Consider the following 22,519-nt stretch of genomic DNA (forward strand, 5'->3'; position numbering starts at 1 on the left):
CATCGCCCGCCTGCACAACCTCACCCTCGCCGGATGACAAAGCAAACAGCCAGGTCAGCAGGCATACCCGAAGCCATTTACGGGACAGCGCTTAGTCTCGCGCGCTGCCGATGGCAGTCGTGGTTACGCCAGCTCGCGATCAACCTGGTGCAGATAGCTGAACGGGTGCTCACTCCTCGCGTGGAACAGCGGGCGGACTTCACGGGTAGCGATATTGAACCCTATGCCGCCCGCTATGCCAGCTACCCAGGCAAGATCCGGAACAACCAACGCGCCAGCAGCGGCTGTAGCCACTCCCACCGTCACTGAGATAGACCTCTGCACCCAGGCCATGCGGCTGGCTCGGGCAGCGGCCTGGTAGTCCTCGCGTGCCTGTTTCAACCCGACGCGCATGCGTTGCAGCACGTCGGCCGGGTGCTCCCATTCCTGGCGCAAGTCGCAGAGCATGGTCTGAGTGGCGCCCATCAAGCGTTCCCGCTCGGCGGCATACCTTTCACGAAAGGCCAGGACTTCAGATGTCGGGGTCCCCGGTGCTGGCATGGGCAGCAGACGGCTAAGCTCAAGTCGCCAGGCTGCCACACCGAAGCCAGGAGCCATCGGCCGCAGCGACGTCTCGTGAGCGGATCGCTGATCGGTGTACGGCGTGTAAGCGCGAGTGTCAGTCGTGAGGGCCACTTGCGTGGCCAGTGTGCCGAGCAACAAGAGGCGCACCTCCCGAGACACTGCGAGACCTGCACCGCGCCGCCTATCCGAACTGTCAAGCCTTCGCCCCAGCCCTAGGCGGATGACTTCTTCCTCCAAAAGGTGACCGAGCTTCGAGCGGAAGAGGAAGGCGTCCATGACGAGTGCCTGACGACTAGGCGGCCTGGCGGCAAGCTCACGAAGCTCTCGGGTCAAGACTTCAAGATGAGGCGGGTCGTCGAGCGGCTCGCGGAACTGGGTACCGAGGGCGATTGGGTGGTAGAGCCCTCGTTCCTTGAGATCCTTCAGCTCCTCCGAGATCGCATCCTCGTATACCTCTCGATCCTTCGGCACCAGGGACGCAATGTCGTCCCAGTACAACAGCGCCTGGTGCAGGACCTCCTGAGGTGGTCTGACAAGAGGGTAGTAAAGAAGCGTAGGCATCGGGCCCCCCTTTCAACTGGGTGATCAACCGTAGTGGACAGTCGGAACGGTCACCAGGAGGCATGACTCGCCGGACGGAATGAGCGGTTGTCCTCCAGCAACTGGCCCATGCAACAGCGCAGGCGACGGCAGCACCGGGACCTGCACCATCACCTGCTGCGCGCTACCGCCTAAGCAACGGAGTGAGTATCTTCGGCCTGTTTCTGGTGGCTCCGTCTCCAGGTCCTCTGACAGAGCCGGCCGCACACGTCCGCCCCCATCAACGACGCCTTCCGGAGCCTCCATCAGACCCGGAGCGGTTCACTCTGCCCCTACCCGGATCTGATGGACGGCTGGCATCCATGACTGACATCAACGACGCCGGACGGATGCCTAGACCAGCGACTCTGTCCGGCCGCCGCACCAGTCGTCGGCAGCAGTCAGAGCGGGCCCGGCTCGACTGAGGTGACAGAGCACCTCATCCGTAGAGGGAACAGCGACATGCGGGACTATGCTGACCGGTCGCGGGAGCCTGGTTGAACCGCGAGCGGTCGGCCTCTCTGAGGGGAAGCGGTCAGTCAACTGCCGTGTGCGGTTGGGCACCCTCCGACTACCGACCGCGAGACACGTCTGTCGCGGATGCTCTATACAAGAGCGACGTAGCTACAGCGCGAAGTCCGAGAAATACCCCAGGGTAGGTTGATCGAACGTACCGATCACCAAGCCGCGGTCGAGGAAACGGTTGAACTCCTCGCAGCTCGTCTCAGGCAGCAGTGCGCAGCCATGGCAGGCGGCCAAATTGCATGAGTCTGGGCCTTGGCCCTTCTCCCCCGCGTCCATACAGACCGGATCCGTCGAGCACCAGCACGCATCACTCAAGGCGGACGCGAAGACGGACCGCAGGTGCTCCTTCCGGGCCATCCGGACTAGACCTCCCATGGTGCCCTCAGAGTCGCCAGCTGCGGTATAGATCAGCAGACCAGCCATGTCACGCCCACTCTGTTGCGATACGTAGAGACGCTCCCGCAACGATGCTGAGCTATAGCCACTGGTGAATACAAGCTCGTTGATCAGCAGGTGTCCGAGCGTGTGCAGCATTACGAACCCTGGGCTAAGGTCTCGGAGTCGTCCGCCCCGATCGGTGATCACTTGCGAATGGCGCTGCGCAATCATGGCTGCACGCGCCTGGACTTCGCCCCGAGCCTCCCACCGCGCGAGCCGGTCGGGGTCGAGCTCGAGGTAGATGCCCTCGCCCTTCACCACATACGCGGGGAGCCAGTCCCTGTCCGGCGGCAATGCGCGGCGCCGGAGCATGGCCTTGCCTACCGGCAGCTTTAGCTCACCGTCGCGTCCCCGCGTAAAGCCTCGCAGGGCACGCGTCTCCTGGAGGACCCTCACGCTTCTCACTCGGCCGATGTGAGAACTCAGATCAGCGTGGATGCCGGGGTCGGTCGCGCGCAGGGCGTCGTCATCGGGGGTCTCGCGGAGCCTCTTGAACTCGGGGTAGCGCCAGATGTCGTCGCTAGTCAGGTCGTCCGCGCCGTCTCCCCCTCCCTCGCCATCGGCGCCAATGCCGTGTCGGTCGTGGTACATGGCGAGAAGTTGCTCGTCGCTGTACGAGTCAAAGAGCTCGGGCGCCAACTGCTTCCGGAGCATCGCAGGGGTCGCGTCAGCACCCGCGAACGAGTGGACGATCTCCATGACCACGCCGACGTCAGCCCGCTTCAGAAGCTCTCGCATGGCATCGGTTACGACTCCCTCCTGCTGTGGCAGGAAGATCGATGATTCGACCTGCGGGAAGTAGACGTTGCCGGCAGCTCGGAGGGCGCCACGGACGGGCTTGTCGCACGGACCGTCCGCCTCGTGGAGCCACGGACGGGCCCCCGAGCAGCGATAGGGATCGCTGCGTCCGGCCAGGTCCTCGGTGAGGACGGTGCTTTCCAGGCCGTCGTCACCGCGACGGCCGCCCATCGTGATGCCCTGCAAAGTGCGGGACGCCCCACACCCCCGCCGCTCGTCGCGCTTGCCCTTGTCGTCGTAACCACAGCGGACGACCTGTCCTTCAAGCCCGCCGCCGCCGGTCGAGAACAGCCGCAGCACGCCCGCGCAATTCGGGTTCTTGGACCGGTGCACCCACTTGTCGAATGGGAAGTCGTCAACGTGTCCGCTCTCGCAGATGGCCACGAACGGCACTTGTGCCATGCGCGGACCGCTGCCACGACGCCCCTCGTGGGCACGGTCCTCGCAGCGGACGACATCCTGGAAGCTCAGCGTCGTCAGCGTGAGCCGCTTGCAGTACATGCAAAAGCACCAGCGAGGGAACCGCAGGACGGGGACTGTCAGCTTGACGTTGCGCTGGTCCTTGCCGCTCCCAGCCGACCGGAAGTCCGGAGGTAGTCGGAACCCGGCCACCTTGAGACGAGCTTCAAGGCGCCAGTCGTGGACGACAAAATCCTCCAGCGCGAGGTTAGGATCATCCTTCGGGTACCAGTGATCTAGACCGGCCGTAATCACCGACGTACCGTCGACGAGCACGCTCATCGCACCCACGCCGAACGGCGCCACAAGCTGCGCCCGCCGAATGCTTCCGCTACTCATGCCTCACTGTCCTCCGCTGCCAGGTCATCCATGATGTACGCCCGCGTGATCTCCAGTCGGCACTCCGCGTCGACGCTGCGCATGCTCATGGGTGTGTCCCAGGTGATCGTCTTATTGTCGGGATCGGCGAGTTCACCGGCCGGGCGCATCAGGCCCTGCTTTGAGTCGCCGTCGAAGTATGTGCTCGCGGCCCACGCTGTCCGCTCACCCAGGCCCCACTGACGGGCCCGCTCTGCGGCCCAGTGGTCAAACACGGGGACCTCCTCGGGGTCGGCAAGCTCGGCACGCTGGCGCAAGAGCGCGATCGCCGCGTCGTATGCAGCCTTCGGGAAGGGATACGGCTCGAGGTCGGGATCCAGCTGCCGCATGCGGGAGATCGCCGCAGCGTGGAGTGCACGCTTCAGCACAGGCTCGGCAAACGGCGTAACGGATGTCGGTTCGACTTGGGCGTACAACTGCTGGTGGTACGTCCGAAACCGCTCGTAGTGGCTCCGGTCGCGCGGCTTCGCGGCGCCGTAGATCGTGATGACGAGGCCGGGCGCTCTCGGATCGCGGCCGACACGGCCGCTGACTTGGATGTACTGGGCAGTCGTCTTCGGCTGGCCCACGATCGTCATGAGGCCGAGGCGGGACACATCGATACCGACCTCGATGATGTTGGACGCAAGGCAGATGTCGATGCAGTCCGGCGAGGGGAGCTTCTCCTGCAACTGCTCGATCGCCTTGGGGATCTCGTCGCTACGCCGACGCGACGTTAGCTCCATCGCGTTGCGGGGCCAGCGCGGCGCGATGCCGTCGCGGCGCTGCAATCCGACGAGGTAGTCAGGCACGTCGGACTGCAGTAGCGAGACCGTGTTGCCCAGCTCTCGCAGGCTGTTCAGGAAGTTGAGGTTCGTCCAATAGCTGTCGCGGTCGGCCTCGTCCGGGATCTGCGGTCCCGCCTGAAGTGTCGCGGCGGCGACGCGGACCTGCACGGTCTGCGTCGAGCCGAGCGAGGAGCTCATGACCCCCAAGTACTTCCGGCCGGGGGCGGGCGTTCCATCCTTCAGCGTTGCCGGCTCGGCGAAGAACGAATGCCCCTCGGTCAACCCGTGCGGCGGGAACAGCGCCACTTCAGTGCGCCCGAACAGTCCCTTGATCTGGTCCTCGTAGCGCCGGACGGTCGCGGTCGACGCGATGATCTTCGCGGGAATCGGCTGCCCTCCACGGCGATCGGTAGTCAGATCGTCGATCACCGGCTCGTAAAGGCCGACCATCGACCCGAGCGGGCCGGAGATTAGGTGTAGCTCGTCCTGGATGATGAGACCCGGTGGCGAGTACAGACGCTTGCCATGCTCATCGAGCCCGAACAAGTAGCGCGCCTTGGGGCGCCACGCCATGGTCGCGAACTTGTCGACGGTGCCGATCACGATCGACGGCCTGGACTCGTAGATGTCGTCGTCGACGACATGCACCGGCAGCGTTCTGCGCCCGCTGAAGCGGCAGAGCTCGTCGATGCACTTGAGCACGAAGCGGTTGCCTGACCATACGTACCCCGGCGTGTCCTGCCCCTTTTTGGCACGTCGTACTGGTCCCATCTTTGTGCCACACCAAGGGCACTTGAGGAGCAGGAACCGGTTCGGCGCAGTGGAATCCGAACGCAGCTTTTTGAGGCTTGAATCGGCGCTCTTCCACGTGTTCGGCGTTGAGTCGCCGCCAAGCCAGACGCCGATACCGAATGGACTCTTGCCGAGCTCTTCCTCGTTCTTGGAGCGCATGTCCTCAAGCACGCAGATCAGGGATGACGCCCGAAGGAACTGCTGGGCGGTCAGGAGCCGCAGGGTGTAACGCATCAGGGTGTCGGTGCCGGCGTCGTCCGGGTTGCGCAGACGGCGGGCGATGAGCGAGATGGCCGAAGCACCCAAGTAGGCCTCAGTCTTTCCGCCACCGGTCGGGAAGAAGATCAGGTCGACGACGGACCGCTTCGCGTGCGTCGGGTCAACGAGCTCTGGCAGGCTCGCCAGTACGAACGCGACCTGGAAAGCACGCCACCGACCGTCACGGAGTCCAGGCACGGCGTCCGGATGTGCGCCGACAGGACGGTAGACATCCTGCGCGTCTTTGACGACCTCGCGAGTGTCAAGGCGAGAGCGGACCTGCTGATAGAGCATCGCGAAGTTGGCGAGCTGGAAGGCGCGCGCCGCCAGAGGGTCATGCAGCACGAGCTGCCAACCCTCCTCCATCCGCTTGAGCGCTTCGCGGCAAAGCCGCATGTGCCGCAATGCGGCCGGGTGGAAGCGCTTGTCGAGATCGTGGATCGAGGCCTCGCGCTGTTCGATCCATTCGCGGTACAGCCTGAGCACCTTCTCGACCTGGGCATCACCCTCAGGGGTCTGCTCCGCAAGCTCGGCCATGCTGACGCTGACTGAGGTCCGGCTTCCGTCCTGATGTACCTCGTAGACGTCAGGCGTCAAACTCGCGACTTCGTACGCAGGCATGGTGTCCGCCTCGACCCAGGTCACGGGCTCGGATTCCTCCCAAGCTGCGGCGCAGCCGTGACCGATCGCGTAGGTGAGACGCTCGCGGTAGAGCAGCGCGATCGACTCCTCTTCCTCGTCACTATCTGGCTGTTCGACGGCCGGGTAGGGCTCGATCCGGAGACCTCCCTGCGCGGTTGCCTTGAACCCCATCTGGAAGAAGGCGCTGCTCGGTCCCGTACCGGGCACCTCGTTGGTCACGGCAAGGGTGACGAGTCGGAGGTCCGCATCAGGCTCGCCCGGCACCATCCGGCTAAAGACACTGAGCGTCGGCACCTTGGCGGGAGCAATCTTCGGCTCACTCACCGACGGCGCCGTCGGCACGACCTTGATCCTGTGCACCTCGTTTAGGAGCGTGGCGCCGGACACCGTCGCGTCGAGCTCGAACGGTCGGCGCACCCACCAGTCGAGATCCGAGACACCGGGAATTGTTACGACGACCCGGTCGTAGTACGCGCCGGTCACGCGCACGCCGAGCGAACCGTCCGACGGCACCCTGACCTTGAACGAGATCGCCATCGCCGAGGGTTTCCGCCGGTTGGCGTCGGAGAGGTCGAAGTCGTCCGTGTCAACCTCATCCCGGGCGACGTGCCCCTTCACTTCGACCGGCGGCTGATCGGGGTTTTCCTCACTCTGGGGAGCGCCGTCGATCACGACTGGGTGCTCGTCGACGACCGTGCCCCCGGCGCTCCCGCCGCTGGAGAGGACACCCACGCCGTACCGCCGCAGCGGGTCGGAACGCGTCAGCACCTCTTCAAGGGTGTCACGGTCATGGAACTGCCCGTTGCCCTCCTCCTTGGTCGTGAACCTGTACTTTGGCCCCGAGCAGTCAATCGGGGCGCCGAGGGGCTGCTCGCCCGGTTCCGGTCCGAACAACTCGCGGCGCACCGCTGCCTCGACGATGCCGCGTGCTTCCTCACCGGTCACCGCTTGCCCTCCATACATGCGCGTAGCGTGTCAGCCTCAATAACTCCGTACAGCCGGTCGGTCGCCCTGGTGAGCCCGACGTACATGAGCGACTCGAAGTTGGGCACGAGCTTTCGGTCAAGATCTGTGACCACGACCGCCGGCGCCTCAAGGCCCTTGTACGCCTGAATCGTGGCGTACTGCACTTCACCCTTTCTCCGCGCCTGGCCGGTCGCCGGTTGCAGAATCTGCCGGAGCCACTGATCGGTCGTGGACGCCGCGACTGACCCTTCCGCAAGTGGGCTGAGAACGACAATCTCGTCCAGCTTGTAGTGGTCATCCCGGAGCCTCCGGATCGCCTCCAGCAGCAGTGACGTCTGGTCGCTCCCGGCCTCGTATTTCATCCATCCGGGGTTTATGCCGTCATCGCTGCGGCGGAACTTCCTGTAGCCAGGCTCGAGGCCGCTGAAGATGTTGACGCTGTGACCGATGCGCGGCAGGTTGCGGCAGTTCATGGTCAGCCGACAGCTGGGCAAACGTGGCATCCTCGTGCGAAGCAGTTCCCGGCCCGCGCCGTCGTCGTAGATCACCTGCCGCTCAAAATCACCGAACAGCAGCACACGCCCTGACCGGAGTCCCCCTTTGACCATCAGGTCAAGAACATCAAGATACGGCTCGCTGAGGATGTCCTGGACCTCGTCGATCACAAGGAAGTCCACCGCCGCGCCGTCGCCCATAGCAACGATGCTCTCCATAGCTCGTTCCGGCAGCTCCTCGGTCCAGAACTCGGCTGGTGGATCAGCGGGCGGCTTCACCCCGGCAACCGCCAGCAGCTGGCGATGCAGGGTACCGACCTTCAGGTTTGGATCCTCGGGCATGTCGGCCATTAGGCGCCTACCGAGCAGATGGTTGAAGCAGAGCAAGCGGCCCTGATGCCCCTGTGCAAGCTCACGCCGTGCCGCTTCCATGGCCAGGAGAGTCTTGCCAGACCCGGCCGGCCCGGTGAAGAGCACCGCATGGTTGTCAGCCATAGAGTCGAGTGCATCGTATTGCTCTTCGACGAAGTGGATGAGCTGGTCCTGGCGGGCGTGTCTGAGATCGCCGGCGACCACCCCCACCTCGAACTGGGGTCGCAACAAGGACGCGATCTGTTGGGCCATCGTTCTATCGGGGCCGACCCCGCCATACGCGACATACGTGGTCTTGTCGAGGTGCGCAGTGCCCTTCTTGATCGTGCGCATGACCGCAGCCGCGACGCCGTTCTTGAGGTCTTCGGAATCAAACACCTGCCAGTCGTGCCACTCGGGCGACTCGGGAAGCATCCTCCGCGCACGCACGGCGGTGAACCACGCGGCGCTAAGCACCGGGATCGAGCTGAGGTTGACCTTCTTCTTCAACAGGTACTTACGCAAGCTGTGCATGGCGTCACTCGCCTGCTTGAACGGACTTCGCGCAGTTGGAGCGTCGTTGCCAAGTTTCCACACCCCGTTCCGATAATCGAACGTCAGGTGCGACTTCACTTCGATGACCAGAATCCCGTGTTCTGGCACGATGACAATGAAGTCGGCCTCCCCCTCGGGCTTCCTCACATGATCGGCAATCGCAAGCGAGTGCAGCACGATCCAGCCGTCAGTGCCGTCGCTCTCGGCGAGCGCCTTATACAGCTCCTGCTCCCCCGGCGGCGCACTCGTCGGGAAATATGAAGGAATCATTCGAGCCATTCGCCGCTCCGATCGAAGAAGGGAACCCTCGTGCGCAGCCGCGGCACGATCTCTGTGTACGGGGAACGCGCCTGCACCTTTGCGACCACGATGCTTCGGAAGCCCTCGCGCTGGATATCCAGACTCATGCGGCCGTCACGCTCAAGGGCCGCCAGGTCAGCCCGACTCACCGCATTCTCCAGTTCTTCGCGCAGATCAGCGCTCGCCTGATATACCGCCCGGCGCAGCGCCATCGCATTCTGATGCGAGGGCTCCGCAGCCAGGCCCAACCACTCGAGCAAGAGAACCAGATCCTGCTCATTTTTCGGGCTGATGAGCGTTGTCTCAGTCCACGCCCGAACGCGTGCTGCCGACCTGACACCCCGTGCTCGCAGCTCCGCGATGCTCGCTCTCACGCCCCTGCTTGCGAGCCGTTCCTCCAACGCCGTCTTCCATCCGCGCTGCGTCGCCTCGATTGCCCCGGCGCGCGGCCCCATGAGATGCAGCGCGGCCTCGTACATGGCGCCGCGTTCCGTCTCCCCATCGCGCAGCACCAGGTATGTTCCCGGCACGACGTCCTTGACCGCGGCGTATGTCACCCGTTCGCCCTCAGGCTGACGCGGGTCAAGCGCCCGGATCCGGTCGCCATCATCCAGCCAGATAGCGAGATTACCTGCGAGGAGGACCTTCCACGCCTCGGCTTCGTCCGGTCCCGGCTCGCTATCACCAGAAATACGCCCGCGCCATATCGGCTGCGGATAGTAGACGTCCTCCATCGGCTCATCGTCGGAGATAGGCGCCTCCGGCTCGCTGAGATCGCCGACAGTCCACTCCCTAACCCTGGCTTTTATCGCACCGTCAGCCTGGTCGGCAAACCGCGAGACCGGGATCGCTCGATGGCGAAACCATGCCGGCATGAGGAAGGTCAGCTCGTTCGCCGCCGGCGCCGTCACCAGCGACGGCGGGAAGAAAGACGGCGGCCCAACGACGTACAGCTGCTCAACGCGCTCACTTACGTCACTGAGCTCGCCGGGTAGCAGCACGGGAACGGAAAGCGAGGTAAGCCACTCTTGCAATCCTGCCCGGGCCCTATTACTGCTGGCCACGACGGCACAGATCGACGGGTCTGCCTCTTCGATCGAGCGCCAGAGCTCGCCGCTAACCGGCGAATCGGTCTGACACACACCCTGGGCGGCCGCGGCGATCTCGTCTAGGAGCACCTCGTCTGCCACTGCGCCGCGAAGCATGCGTGCCTCGCGGACGACCGCGCTGGCGGCCTCGGTAACGGCCAGATGGAACCCGTCGGGCTGCGGCTGCATCATACGGCGCCAGCGCAGGGCGTTCGCCGCACGTAGCAGGTCGCCCCTAACGTCGCTGCTGTTCTCGCTGACGGTGTAAGCGAGGCTGCGAACCGCTGCATTGAGCCGGGCACCCGCCGGATCACCGACGACAAAGATCTCAACGCCATGACGTACTACTTCGACGGACGCCTTATACCGCCTGATGACGTCGTGCACCCGGTTCATAGGGCCACCGTGAACGCAAGCGCCTCTACACCCCCGGGCGGTTGCCAGTGCAGCTCACCCTTCAGACCAACTGGGCGGCTGTTGGAACTCCGGGCTTCCATTATCGTCTCCGCAGCGGACTCATCCGCAACCGACCGGTCAATCACACAGACCACGATCGGCGCAAGGATGTCGTTGAGGTACTTGATCGCACCGTAACCATCGAGGATGGCGGCTTGGTACCGCTCGACAAGGTGCGGATCATCCGCCAATTTGGGAGCCGACACCACCTGAGTTGACCACGTCGCCGCTCCCTTCACCTCGGGCAGCACGTAGTTCGAGAGCGGGCACGGCACATCCTTCGGATCCTCAGCGTTACCGATGCACGCTGCCAGGTCCTCCAGGAGCCATTTGGCGGTGCCGACAAGGACGAGGTCCGACGGCGGATCAGCCATCCGCTCCGCCCACGACTCTGACGCGCCAACGAACTGCGCCAGGAAACCCGGTGCGGGCAGCACGGAGTGCGCCGATTCCACCGCTGCATCGAGCTCGGCTACCGCCTCGTATCGCGCGACAGGCAGCAACTTGTCGGCGACGATGACCCGCAGCTCCTCGGGGCCGACTTGAAGCCCCGCGAACGCGCCGGTGTAAATGCGGTTGCTCGTCACCGCCCGGAGGTACGTCGTCTGGGTTGCCGCCTGGAAGACCTCAATCGGATCCGCTAGCTCGGGCGCCGGGCTGGACAGCATCCAGCCACTGGCGATGAGCGCGGCCGCATAGTCGCGCTGCGGAACCGAGACGGCGAGCACCAACTGCCGTCCATCGAGCTTCGGTATGAAGCGGCGGAGCCTTGAGCCAAGCACGATGAACGATCCGATCCACGGGGCCCACTCGATCGCTCGTTCGGGAGCATCCGCCAGACCAAGTCTGACTGGCGAGCGTCCCTCCGTCACTGTGGCTGGCTCCCTCCGGCTGGGCATACGACTCTTACTAGGCTTAGACCGGATGCTAGAGCCGGGTACTGACATATGACTCAGAGATCGAAAATCTTATACCGGCGGTGGCGCATGGTCGCCTCCCTGGCCGACAGGGAATCGCCGGCGCCAGTGGACGCTGTGGGGCCGTGGACTATCCGTGGACTCGCCTCGCCTCATCTGCCACGTGCAGATCCGTGACCTGCTGTGTTGCCCAGGCCCCAAGCGGCCTCCGGAGCCGTGTGCGCAGGTTCGAATCCTGCCGGGGGCACTCGCCGGTCAGACAGCAAGAATCATGTTCTGACCTGTGCGGATGCCGATATGAGAGAGCGGGAGTCAGTTTCACTGGCTCCCGCTCTTTCTCGTTGTCTCCCTGTTCACGCATCATCTGCGATTCACCGCGACGCACCCACGCGCTGCTCACGCCCCCCCAATTGTCGTCGGGGGCCGTGCTGAAAGATGTGGACATCCCCAGACCGAAGAGAGCGATCGTGAGAGCGGCAGCGGCGGCCTCGCCCGCGATGTCGTCGCTGATCCCGACTGGCCGTCTGGTACGCCGGCGCAGAAGGCGCTGCACGGGATGGACGCAGTGCTCCATGCCGCCGTGGGGTGGCCTTTCACAGCTCGGAACCCTCGTCCAAGCAGACGACGAGGAGTTGCTCCGCCGTGTCGAGGATGGCGACAAGCCGATTCAACTGGCGGACGCGTAGCCCCAGACCGACGCGGACGCCGTGACGCTCCTCCGATGGATTAGCTCCGGTGGCCGCTTTGGAGGTGTTCATTTTATTGGCCGTTGTGAGGCATCGCTGCTTACGGCCACTATGGGCGGGGAGTTGCAGGATTCGATCGACGGTCGCCAGATCCGCGGCCGCGTGGTGGGACATCTTCCGGACCGCCCTCTCCGCACGTTCGGAGCCTGCCGGGGACACCCTGTGTGAGGTGCCGTTATGGGGAAGGGCGGCGGCGGGGTGGGGTGAAGATGTAGAGGTCGAGGATGGGGGGCATGGGGGTGATGCCTGGGCCGCCGGACCTTACCCAGGTGGCTATGTCCTCGGTGGCTTCGGGGTCGTTGACCAGGCCCAGCCAGACGGGGCGGGCGCCGGCGGCTCGGCCTGTTGAGGAGGGTTGGACCACGATCACGTTGGCCTGGTCGCAGGTGTCCAGGCAGCTGGAGATGCGGGTGGGGACCAGGGCTTGGAGGCGGGTGGTCTGGGCCTCGTGGTCCACGCCGGGGAGTTTGGGGGTGCCGCAGCAGCAGTCTCGGCAGATCGTTACTCGGCACGGGGTGGGGGTGGGGCCCGTGTTTGTGTGTTCGGGGGTCACCTGGGGGTGGAGGGGGTGAGGGTGGGGGGCATTGGGCGGCGGCCTCGTGTGGTGGGTGAACTGGGGTTTTGTGGGGGGAGTTTACTCGCCCCCGCCGCCCCTACCCATCCCGTCACCAGGGGCTCCGCCCCTTCGACCCCGGACTGGCCCCGGGCCCAACCCCGCATAGATCTTCGGCTGCGCGTCCGTTGTGGCTTGTCGCGCAGTTCCCCGCGCCCCTGAGAAACGGGGCGTGGAGCCCGGGTTGTGCGCTCGGTGTCTCGTGCTGGGGGCAGGTGAAGTTCGGTGTCGCCGTGCCCAAGCCGGTGAAGTGGGCCTCCATCCTTTGGTCCGCCCGTATGAACGGGGCCGTTGTCATCGTGCCCGGGAGGATCAGGTCGCCGGGTGGAGGAGGGTGGGGACCGGGGCGAGGGTGTTGGCCGGCCAGGCGATGGCGGCTGCCGGGTGGCCCAGGACTTCCGTGCCGGTGCCGTGTGCCACGGGTGTGTCGTCGATCAGGAGGTCGGTCGTGATCGTGGGCAGGTCGGGGGCGTCGGGGAGGGGGGTCCAGGGGCCGTGGAGGAGGGTGACGGAGCTGGCGTTGTCGGCGACCGTGTCGGGGAGGGTGGTGTTTCAGTCGTGGATGCGGCTGTCGACTATCTCCAGGGCCGGGCCACCGCCTCGGTGGCGGCGAGGACGTCGGAGATCGTGACGCCGGGGCCGCGCAGCGGGCGGGCCAGGCGGAACAGGATCTCCGGTTCGACGCGGGGCGCGTAGTAGCGGGCCGCCGAGAGGGTGGCGCCGTTCTCGTGGAGCGTGTCGTCGAGGAGGTGGCCGAAGTCCGGTTCGGACACCCCCAGCAGCTCTCGCGTCGCGGCCGCCGTCAGCCCGACCTTGTGGCCGATCAGCGTGGCGCCGGCGGCCGGGCAGCGGGTGACGTTCCGTCGCTGGATAGCAGGCGTGTACGCGTCCGCGACGGTCAGACCTGGGAACAGGGTCGACAGAGGGGATGTCGACAGAGGGGATATGGGGGCCACTTGCTCTTCGGCCTCGTGGAGCAGCGTCGCGGCCTCGTCCAGTTCGGCGGTGGTCAGGGCGGCGTCAGCGGCTCCCTTCCGTCCCGGCCGTCAGGCGGACCGCCGCGTCGTGGACCAGGCGGGCGTGGAGTTCGAACAACTCGACCAGGTTCACGTCGTCGCCGTGGATCTCGCGTTGGACGAACAGGCCGTCGGCGCCCGCCACCGCGTAGGTGGTGAGGAGGCGCACGGACGCGTCGTCCAGGGCCGGGAAGAGGTCGGTGACGACGGCAGTGATCTTTCGGCTCGCGATGTCGCGGACCTGGAGGAAGACCGTGCGGCCCTGGGGTTCGGTGGGGCGACGTTCCAGGGCGAGCATCAGGCCGAGGCGGAGGAAGTCGGGTGCGTCGACGAGTGACCTGGCCACGCCGACCGCCATGAGGGTGGCGCGCTCCAGCGGGGTGCCCGCCTCCTCGCCCGGCAGTTCGACGGCCGTGAGCCAGCTCTCGAAGCTGCGCTCGATCACCGCGGCGATCAGGTCGTCCTTGTCCTTGAAGTGCCAGTAGATCGAGCTGGCCGGCAGCCCGCACTTGGCACTGACCGCCGCGATGGACGTGCCCTCGTATCCGCGCCCGCCCGCGATCTCCACGGCGGCGTCGAGGATGCGCTGACGCGACTCCACCCCGTTGGCGCGCTTCTTGCGCGTCGTCTGCGGCCTGGTCATCGGATGTGCCCTTCCTGTCGTGCTCACCCCTTGGCCCTCTTCTACACCTCAGGAGTGAGTGCCGATGCATGACAGTGAGGTGGCTCCGTGAGTGCGTTCAGCATCGCGGGTGGAGCCGGCGATTCGTATGACGTGGCCGTCATCGGCTACGGGCCACAGGCGTCACCGCCGCGAACCTGCTGGGGGCCATGGGGCTCCGAGTCGTCGTGGCGGAGCGGGACGCCGAGACGAGGACGTCCTCGCCACCGGGTGGCACATCGACGGCCACGCGACGTTCGAGCGGATCGAGGCGCGGGTGCGCGCCCACGGCGTACCCGTGCGGGTGGGGACCGTCGATGGGGCGGTCCTGCGTGTTGTCGAGCGGCTGCTGCGGTTCCCCGGGCCCAAGGGGATCACCCAGGAGATCCGCACGACGCCGGTCATCGCGGCCGAGCCGTTGCGGATGCTCGCCTCCCGGTTCGTCACGGGTGAGTCCGGGATGGGGCATGTGGCGATCACGTCCGCGAGGCCGACGCGGCTGCGGGGCTAGGTCGTGTCTCCCAACTCCGTTGGGGCGTGAGGGGCTTCGCCGATGCTCGTAGACTCATGACGTGGCATTCATGAGCACCCCGCACTGCTGCTTCCTGTGACCGGAAGGCGCTGAGGGCGATGCCGGACGGCGTCGCTCTCCTTGGTGTGCCTGCTGCGTGAACCATGTTTCCGACGCTGCCCCCGTTCCTTCTTGAGGCAGTGACGCTCGAGCGCGCGTGCAGGCACGGTCTCTATTCCTTCGCCCTTGCCAGGAGTGCCTCGTGCCCGTGTCGCTTCCCCCTGCCCTCGAGCTGTCCCTCGACCTGCTGTGCTGCCCGACGTGCCGCATGCGCCATCTGCTCCCCGCCCGCGGCGCACTGCGCTGCCCGGTAGGTCACACCTTCGACATCGCCCGTCACGGCTACGCCGGCCTGCTAACGGGCACCCGCGCCACGAGCGGGGATGACACAGCCATGGCCCAGGCCCGGAGCCGGTTCCTGTCCACCGGCACCTACGCGCCCATCCGCAAAATCGGGGCCCGCCTGGCGATCGATACTGCGCCCGAGCAGGCCACGGTTGTGGACGTGGGATGCGGCACGGGCTACTACCTGGCCGGTGTACTTGACCGGCTGCCCGGCGCCCGTGGTCTGGGTCTGGACACATCGGTGCGCGCGCTGCGCTCGGCAGCCCGTGCCCACGACCGAGGCGCTGCGGTGGCCTGGGACGTTTTCCGTCCCTTCCCGCTGGCCGACGGGGTGGCCGATGTCGTGCTGGACGTGTTCGCCCCGCGCAACCCGGCCGAGTTCCATCGCGTGCTGCGCCCGACCGGCCGGTTGATCGTGGTCCGTCCCACCGGGCGGCACCTGGCCGAGCTGCGCGGACGGTTGCCCGCGATGGTCACGATCGACCCGGCCAAGGAACAGCGCCTGCACCGGGCGCTGGACCCCTTCTTCGAGGCCGCCGTCACTGAAGAGGTGGAATACTCCGCGACTCTGTCCAGGCAAGATGCCCTGGACCTGGTGGCGATGACGCCGAGCGCCCGCCATGTGAGCCGTGCAGACCTGACCGATGACGGCTTCCTGCCCGATCAGGTCACCGTCTCCGTGCTGGCCACCGCCTACCAGCCTCGGTGACCACGAGCGGGCGTATGCGCCTGCTGACTGACGAGCAATGGGCTCGCCTGGTGCCCTGCCTTCCCCGCAACACGGGGAAGGCAGGGCGTCCGTTCGCCGATCACCGGCGCATCGTCGAAGGAAGCATCTACCGGTACCGCACCGGAATCCCCTGGAGAGATCTGCCCTGCGAAGCGTTCTTCCTTGGCAGACAGTATGGAAGCGTCATCGCAGGTGGGCAGCGGACGGCACCTGGGACACGGTTCTGGCGCAGCTGACCGCCTAGGCGGACTCGATCCACAGAATCGACTGGACGGTCTCGGTCGACTCGACGATCAACCGGGTCCACCAGCACGCCACGAACACAGCCCGGCCGCAGAAGGACACCGGCGCCGCCACCCGCCACAACAAGAGCGAAGTTCCTGACACCAGGAGTGAGCCAGCAGGCCACGCAAAGCCGGTCCCGCGGGGGCCTGACGACCAAAATCCATCACGCCGTGGATGGCAATGGCCGCCTGCTGGCCGTCATAGTCACCAGGTCCACGACGCTCAGGTCCTGCCCCTCCTGCTGGACGACATCCGGGTTCCGCGACTCGGCCGCGGCAGGCCGCGGACGACACCGGACGCTCTGCTCGCAGACAAGGCGTACTCCTCGAAGCAGGTCCGCGCGGACCTCGCAGCCCGTGGCATCCGCACCGTGATCCCCGAACACGCCGATCAGCAGGCCAACCGCAAAAGAAAGGGCCGCAGCGGCGGGCGCCCCCGCGCTCTGGACACCGAGACCTACAAGCGCAGGAACGTCGTGGAACGATCTTTCAACCTGCTCAAGCAGTGGCGAGGTCTGGCCACCCGTTACGACAAACTCGTGATCGTCTATCGCTCTGCAGCCGTACTGGCGGCCGTCATCACCTGGCTACGAAGTTGAGAGACACGTCCTAGTTCGACACGGTCTTCGACGCCCGGCTGACGGAGTGCATCGACGAGACGATCGGCTTCGAGTGGGAGGTGGGTTCGAGTGGGAGGGGGTTCGAGTGGGAGGTCGGCTGGAACCCGATCGTCGTCGACGAGACCACCTGGGAGCCCAGCAGCCATCAGGGCATCAGTGTCTGGGGCCAGCCACAGGCCCGTCGGGCAGACGATCATCGACGAGCTCGACCGGTTCCGGCTGGGCGCGCGGTCGCCGGCCCGGTCCGAGGACACGGTGCCGGCCCTGAGCGGGGCGGGGATCCCGAACGGCTGAGGGCGCCGTCGGCGTGCTGCCGTGGCGGCGGGTGTGGTCGGCGGGCGTGGGCTCTCGGGAGGGCGGGTGCGGGGTGGCCGGGAGTGACTTGTGTCTCAGGCGGGGTGGTGGGTTCGGGTGGGTGTCGGCGGTGGAGTCGCTGTTGGGGAGCGGTGTCGTCGCTCTGGCGGTGGCAGGAGTTCGGGTGGTGCATACCGGGGAGTCATTTGGGGTGGGAACGGTCCTGGGGTTCCCTTCGTTCTTGACTTGCCCTGCCTCCGTCGGTGCGGTCCCCCGCCGTGCCGACGCGACGCGGAAGGACGACGTGCCCTTTGTTCCCGCTCCCGCTCGACGCGCCGCCCCCCTCGCGGCCCACCCCGTCCCCGACCCCCGAACCCCTCACGCTGATACCCAGCCCGGCCCGGCCCCCGGACCTCACCCACGTCCCGAGCCGGACCACGGCCACGACGGTTGCCACGACGGTGGCCACGGCCGCGACCGCGACCGCGGGCACCGACCCCACGGCGCCCTCCGACGCACCCTCCGACGCGCCCTGTGATCTCACGGCAGCCGCCGGCCCGACGTCCCCCACCTCCCCTGACTCCCCCACCTCCCCCGCTTCTCCCACCTCCCCCGCTTCTCCCGCTTCCCCCTGTGACCCTGTCCCCGGTCAGGCCGTGGCCCTCCGTCCGGCCCGGCTGGTGGCGTTGCTGCCCGCCCGGGTGCGGGCGCTGCTGCCCGCCCGGTCGGCCGTCAACGGCCGGCGGCTGCGGCTCGCTCTCACGCTGCTGCCGTTGCTGCTGCTCGCGGTCTGGGCGGCGGTCGACTGGCGGACGGTCCACGGCGGGGCGGTGCGGCTGGCGTCGGCCGACCCGTGGTGGCTGCTGGCCGGGGCCGTGTTCACGGCCCTGTGCTCGGTGGCCTCCGCGTGCATACGGCAGGGGGCGGTGCCGGAGCGGCTTCCGCCGGGGCAGTTGCTGGCGGTGCAGTTCGCCGCCGGCGCGGCGGGGCACGCGCTGCCGGGCAACATCGGCGCCCATGCCGTCGTCCTGCGCTTCCTGCGCCGCCGTGACATCCCCCTCGCCCGGGCCACCTCCTCGCTCGCCCTGTACTCGGCGGTCAAACCGGTGGCCAAGACGCTGGTGATCGTCGTCTTCGTCATCGCCTTCCCGGGCACGCTCCGCCTGACCGAACTCCTCCCCAAGGGGGAGACCCTCGCCCTGGCCGGCGCGATCACCGGCGTCAGCCTGGCCGCCCTGGTCACCCTGATCACGACCGTACGGCCGTTGCGGCGGCCCCTCATCGGAGGGCTGCGCACCGCCCTCAGCGACACCCGGCTCGTGCACAGCCGTCCCGTCCGGGCGGTCTCCCTGTGGGGCGGGGCCGCCGCCTTCCCCCTGTGCCAGGGGGCCGTGCTCGCCTCGGTCGGCTCCTCGCTCGGGCTGCCGGTGTCCTGGACACAGATGCTCTTCGTGTACCTCGTCGCCAGTACGGCGGCCGGTGCCGTACCCGCGCCGGGCGGCCTCGGTCCCATGGACGCGGCGCTCGTCTTCACCCTCGTCGCCTTCGGCGCGCCGGCGACCCTCGCCACCACCACCGTCATCGGCTACCGCGTCCTCACCGTCTGGCTTCCCCTCCTCCCGGGCACGTTCGTCCTCTCGGCGCTGGTGCGCGCGAAGGTGCTCTGAGCGGGGCCGACGTCCGTACGGGAACACCGGGGCCCCGGGGAGCCCCGGTGCCCCGCTGTTCGGCATGCCCTCGCGGGGTGCAGTGGGCAGTTGAAGCGGGAACCATTCCTGGGACATGAGGAGTCGGACGGGGCTGGGGATGGTGCATGTCGTACTCGGTGGGTCGGCGCGTGGTCGTCACGGGGCTCGGGGCGGTCACACCGCTCGGGGTGGGTGTGGGCGAGCTGTGGCAGGGGTTGCTGGCAGGGCGTTGCGGGATACGGGAGCTGGAGGGGGAGGAGTTCGCGGAGTTACCCGTGCGGGTCGCGGGGACGGTGCCGGTGGACCCCGCCGGCCTGCTCCCCCGGCCCCGGGCGCGGCGGATGAACCGGGCCGCGCGGTTCGCCGTACTGGCGGCGCGGGAGGCGTGGCGGGACGGGGGTCTCGATCTCCTCGGTACGGCCGCGAGCGGGCTCGATCCCGAGCGGGTCGGGGTGTCCGCCGGGGCGATCCTCGGTGACGCGTCGGTGCTGGTGGCGGGCGACCGGCAGTTACGGGACCGGGGGCCGCGCGGGGTCTCGCCGCTCACCACGCCGATGTGCGTGCCCTCGCAGGCGGCGTCGCAGATCTCCCTCGACCTCGGTATCACCGGGGAGGCGCGGACCGTCACCAGCGCGTGTGCCTCCGGAACGGAGGCGATCGGGCAGGCGGTCGACCGGATCCGGTACGGGCGGGTGGACGTGGCGCTCGCGGGCGGGGCCGAGGCGGTGGTGACGCCGGCGATCATGGCGTCCTTCGCGGCGATGCGGGCGTTGTCGCGGCACGGGCTGGACGGCGGCGGTCAGAGCCCGTCGCGTCCCTTCGCCAAGGACCGGGACGGGTTCGTGAACGGGGAGGGGGCGGGGTTCGTGCTGCTGGAGGCCGAGGAGCGGGCGCGGGCGCGGGGTGCCCGGATCTACTGCGAGGCGGCGGGCTGGGGGCTGTCCGCCGACGCGCATCACATGGCGGCGCCGGATCCGTCGGGCTCGGGGGTGGCGCTCGCGCTGCGGCGGGCGCTCGCGGACGCGGGGGCGGCGCCTTCCGATGTGGTCCATGTCAACGCGCACGCCACCGCCACGGTCGACGGGGACCTCGCGGAGGCGAACGCGCTGGCGGCGGTGCTGGCAGGGCGGCGGGTGCCGGTGACGGCGCTCAAGGGGAACCTCGGGCACCTTCAGGGGGCCGCCGGTGCGGTGGAGGCCCTCGTCACGGCGCTGACCCTGCACCACGGTCTCATCCCCCCGACCATCGGCTGCGCCGACCAGGACCACGCCATCACCCTCGACCTCGTCACCACCACCCCCCGCCCCCTCCCACCCGACGGCGACCTCGCCCTCACCAACTCCTTCGGCTTCGGCGGCCACAACGCGGTCCTGGCCCTCCGCCGCGCGGCGTAGCCCCGGACGCGCACGGGCGGCGGTGCCACCGCTCCCGGGCGCGCACGAGCGGCGGTGCCACCGCTCCCGGGCGGTTCGCCACCGCCGGTCACGGACGTCGTGGCTGAGCACCGCTGCGGCGGAGAGAGGGTGACCGGGGAGAGGGGGTTGACCAGGGACAGAGGGTGACCGGGGTGTGGAAGGCGAAGGAAGGGGCCGACGGCAAGCGGGCTCGCGCGAGCCCTAGGGGGCCGCGAGCCCGCTCGGTGCCAGCCCTCTTGGCGCCAGACCTAGGGGACTCGTCGGTGCCGGCTGCGCCATCGGCAATGGCGGCTGCCGTGGACGTGGCTCGTCGATTGTTCGGTGGTCAGGCTGAGCGTTTGCGGGCGGTTGTTTTCTTTGTCGGGGTCTTCTTCGCGGTGCTCTTCGTCGCGGTGCTCTTCGTCGCCGTGGCCTTGGCTCCCGTGGCTTTGCTTTCCGTGGCCTTGGCCCCCGTGGCTCTCGTCCCCGTGGCTTTCGTTCCTGTGGAGCTTGTCGGTGTCGTTTTCTTGGGCGGTGGTTTCTTCGTGGCTGTCTTCTTCGTCGGCTGGGTGGAGGTGGAGGTGGACTTCTTCGGGGCGGCGGCCGTTTTCTTGGCGGGGGTGGTGGATTTCTTGCCCGGGGGTTGTTTGGGGGTCGGGCGGGACGGGAGGGGGGTGATGTCGGCTACGTCCTCGCCGCGGGACTCCCTGGCTTCGCGGACGCTTTTCTCCAGCGCGGCCATGAGGTCGAGGACCTTGCCGCCGGGGGCCGGGGCGGGGGCGGTGGGCGGTTCCTCGCCGGAGGCCTTCGCGGCGATGAGTTCCTCGACGGCCTCGCGGTAGTCGTCGTGGAGGGAGTCGAGGTCGACCTCCCCGAGGGTGTCCATGAGGGCGTCCGCGAGGTCGAGTTCCTTGTCGCGGACGGTGACGCTCGCGTCGGGGGCGACCCCCTCCGTCGTACGGATCTCGTCCGGCCACAGCAGCCCGTGCATGGCGAGGACGTCGTCCACGACCCGGAGCATGCCCAGCCGCTCCCGCCCGCGCAGCGCGAACTTGCAGATCGCGACCTTCTCGCTGCGCTTGAGCGCCTCGCGCAGGAGGGTGTACGGCTTGGCCGCGGGGACGCCGTTCGCCGCGAGGTAGTACGCGGCGTCCACCTGGAGCGGGTCGACGCTCTCCGCCGGGACGAAGCCCTCGATCTCGATCGTCTTGGCCGTCGGGATGGGCAGCGACGCGAGATCCTCGTCCGTGATCGGGATCATCGTCCCGTCCGCGTCCTCGTACGCCTTGCCGATCTCCCCCTGCGCCACCTCGCGGTCCTCCAGCTCACAGACCTTGCGGTAGCGGATGCGGCCGCCGTCCTCCAGGTGGACCTGGCGGAAGGAGACGGAGTGGCTCTCGGTCGCGTTCACCAGCTTGATGGGGATGCTGACCAGGCCGAAGGAGATGGCGCCGTTCCAGATCGATCGCACGGGCAGCACGCACCTTTCGGGTCCCTGCTTCCGGTTTGTCCACACCGTAACTCCGACCGACAGCCCCTGCCTGTCGGTCGGCCACCGATCGCCCCGTACGACCCGATCGCCCCGTACGACCCGATCGCCTCGGACGACCCGCTAGGCCCGTACGACCCGCGTGCCCCGTACGCCCCTCTCGGCTCGGCCCCGTCACGGACCGGTCAGGATTCGAGAAGCGCGGGCGGGTGGAGCGCGCCTAGCGTGAAGGGCATGGCCCTCAACCCTCACCATCGACGCGAGCTTCCTCCCACACGACGACCCGGACGCCTCCCTCGCCTTCTACCGCGACATCCTCGGCTTCGAGCATGATCGTCGAGATCATGGCCAAGGCCACCTACGCCCGTATCCTCCTCGCCACCGCCGACCTCGACGGCACCTTCGCCCGGCTGGAGGCCGCCGCCGGTGGCGAGATCGTCCAGGAGCCGACGCGGCAGCCGTACGGCTGCCGTGACTTCGCCGTCCGCGACCCCGCGGGCAACCTCGTCCGCGTCCACGAGGTCTGAGGTCCGGGGGCACGGAGGGACGGCCAGGAGAGGTGGGCCCGGAGGGGTGGACCCGGAGGGGTGGGTTCCGCCGGGCGGGGCAACGCTCGGCCTTCGCCCGGGCATCGTGCGTCCTTCGCCGTAGACCCACGAAGGACGCAGCACCGCACGTACTCTTCCCAGCGGATCGGATCCGGTCGGGCGACGCCGGCGGGGACCGCGGGAGCGGCTCCGC

At 67.6% G+C, this 22,519-nt stretch carries 14 protein-coding genes and 4 pseudogenes; 7 read left to right on the plus strand and 11 right to left on the minus strand.

The features are described 5' to 3' along the window. Positions 1–123: 123 nt before the first annotated feature. From ABT147_RS41720 to ABT147_RS41765, 10 genes are all read right to left on the minus strand, one after another. Positions 124–1,125, minus strand: coding sequence for a DUF6236 family protein (locus ABT147_RS41720; RefSeq protein WP_351416524.1), 1,002 nt, complete (start codon positions 1,123–1,125; stop codon positions 124–126). Between the two features lie 642 nt (positions 1,126–1,767). Then, on the minus strand, positions 1,768–3,702 hold the full coding sequence (gene drmB, locus ABT147_RS41725; RefSeq protein ID WP_351416526.1) for a DrmB family protein: 1,935 nt from the start codon (positions 3,700–3,702) through the stop codon (positions 1,768–1,770). Further along, positions 3,699–7,145 carry a helicase-related protein gene (locus ABT147_RS41730; protein ID WP_351416528.1) on the minus strand — a complete coding sequence of 1,149 codons (3,447 nt, stop codon included), beginning with the start codon at positions 7,143–7,145 and terminating at the stop codon, positions 3,699–3,701. The genes drmB and ABT147_RS41730 overlap by 4 nt, the downstream gene beginning before the upstream one ends. After that, positions 7,142–8,845 (minus strand): nuclease-related domain-containing DEAD/DEAH box helicase, encoded by a 1,704-nt coding sequence (locus ABT147_RS41735; RefSeq protein WP_351416529.1) that lies wholly within the window; start codon positions 8,843–8,845, stop codon positions 7,142–7,144. The genes ABT147_RS41730 and ABT147_RS41735 overlap by 4 nt, the downstream gene beginning before the upstream one ends. Continuing rightward, positions 8,833–10,350, minus strand: coding sequence for a DISARM anti-phage system protein DrmE domain-containing protein (locus ABT147_RS41740; protein ID WP_351416531.1), 1,518 nt, complete (start codon positions 10,348–10,350; stop codon positions 8,833–8,835). The genes ABT147_RS41735 and ABT147_RS41740 overlap by 13 nt, the downstream gene beginning before the upstream one ends. Next, positions 10,347–11,282, minus strand: a complete 936-nt coding sequence (locus tag ABT147_RS41745) for a hypothetical protein (RefSeq protein ID WP_351416533.1) — start codon at positions 11,280–11,282, stop codon at positions 10,347–10,349. The genes ABT147_RS41740 and ABT147_RS41745 overlap by 4 nt, the downstream gene beginning before the upstream one ends. A 638-nt stretch (positions 11,283–11,920) precedes the next feature. Beyond that, the gene (locus ABT147_RS41750) at positions 11,921–12,085 is read right to left on the minus strand and encodes a hypothetical protein (RefSeq protein ID WP_351416535.1); all 165 of its coding nucleotides are present in this window, start codon (positions 12,083–12,085) and stop codon (positions 11,921–11,923) included. 163 nt (positions 12,086–12,248) lie between these two features. After that, positions 12,249–12,626, minus strand: a complete 378-nt coding sequence (locus ABT147_RS41755; RefSeq protein WP_351416537.1) for a (2Fe-2S) ferredoxin domain-containing protein — start codon at positions 12,624–12,626, stop codon at positions 12,249–12,251. 635 nt (positions 12,627–13,261) lie between these two features. Then, positions 13,262–13,642 carry a 2-keto-4-pentenoate hydratase gene (locus ABT147_RS41760; protein WP_351416539.1) on the minus strand — a complete coding sequence of 127 codons (381 nt, stop codon included), beginning with the start codon at positions 13,640–13,642 and terminating at the stop codon, positions 13,262–13,264. Positions 13,643–13,706: 64 nt separating this feature from the next. Then, positions 13,707–14,345: a TetR/AcrR family transcriptional regulator gene (locus ABT147_RS41765; RefSeq protein ID WP_351416541.1), complete on the minus strand. Its 639-nt coding sequence runs from the start codon at positions 14,343–14,345 to the stop codon at positions 13,707–13,709. 202 nt (positions 14,346–14,547) lie between these two features. Between ABT147_RS41765 and ABT147_RS41770 the strand changes: the two are divergent. From ABT147_RS41770 to ABT147_RS41795, 6 genes and pseudogenes are all read left to right on the plus strand, one after another. Beyond that, a pseudogene (locus ABT147_RS41770) lies at positions 14,548–14,871 on the plus strand (VOC family protein); the annotation flags it as partial. Between the two features lie 265 nt (positions 14,872–15,136). Continuing rightward, positions 15,137–15,988 carry a methyltransferase domain-containing protein gene (locus ABT147_RS41775; RefSeq protein WP_351416543.1) on the plus strand — a complete coding sequence of 284 codons (852 nt, stop codon included), beginning with the start codon at positions 15,137–15,139 and terminating at the stop codon, positions 15,986–15,988. Positions 15,989–16,002: 14 nt separating this feature from the next. Beyond that, positions 16,003–16,892: pseudogene (locus ABT147_RS41780) on the plus strand (IS5 family transposase). A gap of 98 nt (positions 16,893–16,990) precedes the next feature. Further along, positions 16,991–17,207 (plus strand): annotated as a pseudogene (locus ABT147_RS41785) (VOC family protein); the annotation flags it as partial. A 656-nt stretch (positions 17,208–17,863) separates the two neighbouring features. After that, the gene (locus tag ABT147_RS41790; RefSeq protein WP_351416546.1) at positions 17,864–18,874 is read left to right on the plus strand and encodes a lysylphosphatidylglycerol synthase transmembrane domain-containing protein; all 1,011 of its coding nucleotides are present in this window, start codon (positions 17,864–17,866) and stop codon (positions 18,872–18,874) included. A 146-nt stretch (positions 18,875–19,020) separates the two neighbouring features. After that, a complete protein-coding gene (locus ABT147_RS41795) occupies positions 19,021–20,289 on the plus strand; it encodes a beta-ketoacyl-[acyl-carrier-protein] synthase family protein (protein ID WP_351416548.1) in 1,269 nt (422 codons plus the stop codon). Positions 20,290–20,635: 346 nt separating this feature from the next. Here ABT147_RS41795 and ku read toward each other — a convergent pair whose 3' ends face one another. Next, positions 20,636–21,760 (minus strand): non-homologous end joining protein Ku, encoded by a 1,125-nt coding sequence (ku, locus tag ABT147_RS41800; RefSeq protein ID WP_502983254.1) that lies wholly within the window; start codon positions 21,758–21,760, stop codon positions 20,636–20,638. Positions 21,761–22,031: 271 nt separating this feature from the next. Here ku and ABT147_RS41805 point away from each other — a divergent pair. Beyond that, positions 22,032–22,305 (plus strand): annotated as a pseudogene (locus ABT147_RS41805) (VOC family protein). Positions 22,306–22,519 lie beyond the last annotated feature (214 nt).

Source organism: Streptomyces sp. NPDC001868 (genome assembly GCF_040297125.1).
Classification (GTDB): domain Bacteria; phylum Actinomycetota; class Actinomycetes; order Streptomycetales; family Streptomycetaceae; genus Streptomyces.

What these genes read in the sequence shown, in the direction of transcription:
- ABT147_RS41720 (WP_351416524.1), bottom strand. Translation starts at nt 1,125, where the DNA reads ATGCCTACGCTTCTTTACTACCCTCTTGTCAGACCACCTCAGGAGGTC.
- drmB (WP_351416526.1), bottom strand. Translation starts at nt 3,702, where the DNA reads ATGAGTAGCGGAAGCATTCGGCGGGCGCAGCTTGTGGCGCCGTTCGGC.
- ABT147_RS41735 (WP_351416529.1), bottom strand. Translation starts at nt 8,845, where the DNA reads ATGGCTCGAATGATTCCTTCATATTTCCCGACGAGTGCGCCGCCGGGG.
- ABT147_RS41740 (WP_351416531.1), bottom strand. Translation starts at nt 10,350, where the DNA reads ATGAACCGGGTGCACGACGTCATCAGGCGGTATAAGGCGTCCGTCGAA.
- ABT147_RS41750 (WP_351416535.1), bottom strand. Translation starts at nt 12,085, where the DNA reads ATGAACACCTCCAAAGCGGCCACCGGAGCTAATCCATCGGAGGAGCGT.
- ABT147_RS41765 (WP_351416541.1), bottom strand. Translation starts at nt 14,345, where the DNA reads ATGACCAGGCCGCAGACGACGCGCAAGAAGCGCGCCAACGGGGTGGAG.
- ABT147_RS41795 (WP_351416548.1), top strand. Translation starts at nt 19,021, where the DNA reads ATGTCGTACTCGGTGGGTCGGCGCGTGGTCGTCACGGGGCTCGGGGCG.